Below are 4,268 nucleotides of genomic sequence, written 5' to 3' on the forward strand. Positions count from 1 at the left end.
GGGTCTCCCTCATTCTGTGTGGGTCGACATCGATTTCTGAAACGGATTTGTCTCGACGGGTGTCGGGCGATAGCTTTGTCTTATGCAAGAGAAATTTGGCTGGGCTCCCGGACTTGGCGTGCGAGTTTTAGACGCCGTGCAGGCGGACGGTCATTGGAGCATCATGGCGATGACCGAGGGTCCCGGCAGTTGCCCTGACTGCGGCCAGCATTCAACCCATCGGCACGGCTGGCATGAGCGTAAACTTCAAGACCTTCCGGCGCAAGGAGCGAGCGTGACGCTGAAGTTGCGTATGCGGCGTTGGCGCTGTTGCAATAAGACGTGTGAGCGGCAGACGTTTGTCGAGCGGTTGCCTGAAATCGCTACCCCTTTCGCGCGCCGGACGCAGCGCGCTTCCGAACTGCTTCATCTCTTCGGGCACAGCGTTGGCGGCCGTCCAGGCGAAAGGTTGATGAATCGCATCGGCATGCCGACCAGCGACGATACGATCTTGCGCCATCTCAAGCGTCGAGCAAAAGTGCGGGGCGCCGAGCTAGGCGTTCGGGTGGTCGGAATCGACGATTGGGCTTGGCGAAAGGGTTCCACATACGGGACCATCGTCGTGGACTTGGAACGGCGCGAAGTGATCGATGTATTGCCGGATCGCTCCATGACCGGAACCGCAAATTGGCTCAAGCAGCATCCCGAAATCGAGATCATCAGTCGTGATCGCTGCGGTTTGTTCGCTCAGGGCGCCCGCGAAGGCGCGCCACAGGCGCGGCAAGTCGCCGATCGCTTCCATATCCTGCAGAACCTACGCGATGTTATTCAGGCGCAGCTCAGCCGCGCCACAGGATCATCTGCGCGTCCTTTGTTGCCTGGGCAGGACGGCGACGACGAACGCGATGTGATGATTTCTCCCAGCCTGCGGGATAAGCATGGGGGCGCAGAGCATCGCCACCTCGCAAGAATGGCCAACCGTCGGTCGAGGCAAGCGATCTTCGGTCAGGTCCGTGCGCTGCATAACGAAGGAAGATCGGTCGCCGACATTGTCCGACGGACGGGGTTTGACCGTCGCACGATTGCCAAATGGATCCGGGTCGATGCGCTTCCCGATCGTAACGCGTCGGCGCCAAAGACTTGCTCGCCGCGGTATTTCGAGGAATTCTTATCGCGCCGTTGGGCGGAGGGCTGCGTTCGCGGCCGGCAATTATTTCGTGAGGTCAAGGCTCGCGGCTACACCGGAAGTTTCTCACCTTGAGCGGTTGCTGGCGAAATGGCGAGGGCCGACGCGCAATACGCCGCGGCGCGCGCAAACAATCGCGCCGGTGCATGCATTGGATCCGACGACGGGCCGCTCGATATCACCAATCGTCGCGGCGGCGCTCTGCGTGAAGCCTCGTGGGCTGCTGACAAACAATCAGGCGGTGAAGATTGACGTATTGAAAATCGAGGGGTCGGAATTCGCGACGATGCGCCGCCTCGCCATGCGGTTTCGGGGAATTTTGCGAAGCAAAAATGTTGCAAAACTTGGCGTCTGGTTGAATGATGCGCATCAATCCGGACTTTATGCGATGCAGCGGTTCGTACGCACTTTACGTCGGGATATTGACGCCGCGAGAAACGCGGTCACAGAGAGTTGGAGCAACGGCCAAACCGAAGGGCAGATCAACCGCCTGAAAACTCTCAAGCGCGCGATGTACGGCCGAGCGAGTCCGGAACTCTTGCGCGCGCGCATGATGCCGTTTTAGCCGGCGTCACCCACAGAGAGTGAGGGAGACCCTATTAGTTCCTCTCCCATTCTCTGCTTGGCGCACGCTGGCTTGGTTCGCGGAAATGCTCCCGAGCCCGCCCGTCACTCGCAATCAAGTAGAGCTGATGCAGGTCGATAACGTGTCGTCGCCAGAGATGCCAGGATTTGAAGATCTCGGAATTTCGCCGCACTCGGTCGAGGAAATACTCCGGGAGATGTTACGGGATCACAGATCAAAGAGATCCTTCGGCAGATCCGCTCGTGAAAGCGGCCACCACTTTCGACTCTATGCTTTTGCAAGCCATGTCGCCACGCTGGAGGATCTGCGTCGCAGAGGCGCGCCCTTGTCTACGCGTTCATGCGCGATGATGTTCAAGCGCGCCGCTGAAGTCGTGCCGACTCCCGCTTCAAGCCCCCGATTGTGGCGCGGCATTGACGTGTGCCACTATTCGAAAGCTGGAAATATTCCAATTGTGATGCACTTCAGCAACACTTCGTCACAAATCAAAAATATTCGCCGGAACCGTTCCAGACTAGCCTCTCTCCTAATTGACCGCTTTCAAAGAGAAAACTTATCTGACCTTCTCCTGGCGCATAAACGGCGAGAAGGCAGACATGACTCGGAAACAATCGCTTCCTCGACTGACGCGCTTCGCTTCTCTCCCCGCGGCGTTCAACCGGATGACAGGCGTTTCGGTCGCCGCGCTGGGTCTCGCCGCGGCGCTGACGCTCGTCAGCGCTCCTGCTCTCGCACAAACCCAGTCCGCCCCGTTGCCGGCGGTAAGGGTCGACGCCCCACCTGAGAAACCGCGCCCTGTCGCCCAATCGAAGCCGAAATCCGTCGCCTCTCAAGGGCGCGCGAGCGGCGCGCAACGCTTGCCCACCATCGACGTCGGAGGGGCGCGGCGCAGCGCGCGTCTCGCGCCGGTGCCTTCAGCGGTCGTTACTGGATCGCCTGCTTTGGCCGGGGTTGCCGGTCCGACCTCGACCGGGGCTGGCAGCGCAGCCTTCGCTGCGGCTGTCGCCAATGTCGGTCGTAACCCGACCGATGTTCATGGCTATTTCGCAGGGAGAATGTCGACGGCGACGAAGACCAACACGCCGATCCTCGACATACCGCAGTCGGTCACTGTTCTGACGCGACAGCAGCTCGACGACCGCAACACTCTCGCCCTGGAAAATGCGCTGGCCTACGTTCCCGGCGTCACGGTGCAGCAGGGCGAACGAAACCGCGATCAGATCACCATTCGCGGACAGACCACAAGTGCGGATTTCTACATCGACGGCATCCGCGACGACGCGGAATACTATCGCGATCTCTACAACATCCAGGCGGTCGAAGTGATCAAGGGCCCCAGCGCGCTGATCTTCGGCCGCGGCGGCGGCGGTGGCGTCGTCAACCGCGTCACCAAGAAGGCCGACGGCGAAACGATAAATGAATTACGAGTCGTTGGCGGCAGCTTCGGTCGCAAGCGTATCACCGCCGATTTCGGGCGGGCGGTCACCGATACGATCGCCGTGCGTCTCAACGCGCTCTACGAACAGTCCTACGGTTATCGCGACTTCGACAAGCTCGAGCGCTGGGGCGTCAATCCGGCGCTGTCATGGAAGCCTTTCGAGAACACTTTCGTGCTCTTCAATTACGAGCACTTCCGCGATCGACGAACGGCGGATCGCGGCGTGCCGTCATTCGGCGGTTTCCAGTTCCTCGGCGAGAACATTTATCCCGGCTATCCACTGCCGACCCCACGATCCGCCTTCTTCGGCGTCGGCAATCCGTCCGTGCGTGACGTGAACTACGCCAGGACAAACATGGATCGCGCCGCTCTCGTGATCGATCATACGACTGAATTCGGGTTGAACATCCGTAATCAGCTCGCCTGGGCGAATTACGACAAATTGTATCAGAACACATTCCCGGATCAGACGCTGGGCCAGATGTCGCAACAGCTCAACCCCGCGCTGAACGGGCTAAACCCGATCACGATCACGCCGGTGGGCGTCGCGCGACTCGACGGTTACCTCGCGCCGACGCCGCGGCGCAATATCTTCAACCAGACGGACTTGACCTATAAATTCGCTATGACCCCCGACATCCGTCACACGCTGGTCGTGGGGACGGAGTTTGGCAATCAATGGACCTTTACCGGAAGAGACATCTCGCGGTTCAACAACCCTCTCAACGGGCCGCGAAGGCTCACGACTCCGTTCTGGGCACCCACCGTTTACGCGCCGGTCTTCTTCACCAACTACTTTGATACGGCGACGCGGCGCTGGAACACGAACCTCGACATTGGCTCTGCCTATGTCCAGGACCAGATCGAGGTGACCAAATATTTCGATGTTCTCGCTGGCGTAAGATTCGACAGCTTCCACATGAGGTTCAATGACGGGATCACGCTCGAGAACCAGAGCCGCCTCGACAACAAATGGTCGCCGAGATTCGGTCTGATTTTCAAACCCATGGACATCGTCTCATTCTACGGAGCCTATTCGCGCTCGTTCCTGCCGCAATCGGGCGATCAGTTCAATCAGC

1 protein-coding gene and 1 pseudogene are annotated in these 4,268 nt (G+C 59.5%); both read left to right on the forward strand.

What is annotated here, in order from left to right; genetic code table 11:
* Positions 1–82: 82 nt before the first annotated feature.
* A pseudogene (locus ACR65W_RS17480) lies at positions 83–1,730 on the forward strand (ISL3 family transposase).
* A 617-nt stretch (positions 1,731–2,347) separates the two neighbouring features.
* A partial coding sequence (locus ACR65W_RS17485; protein WP_434502889.1) for a TonB-dependent receptor occupies positions 2,348–4,268 on the forward strand: 1,921 nt, incomplete at its 3' end.

The sequence above is a fragment of the Methylocystis sp. genome (assembly GCF_051062815.1).
Lineage (GTDB): Bacteria > Pseudomonadota > Alphaproteobacteria > Rhizobiales > Beijerinckiaceae > Methylocystis.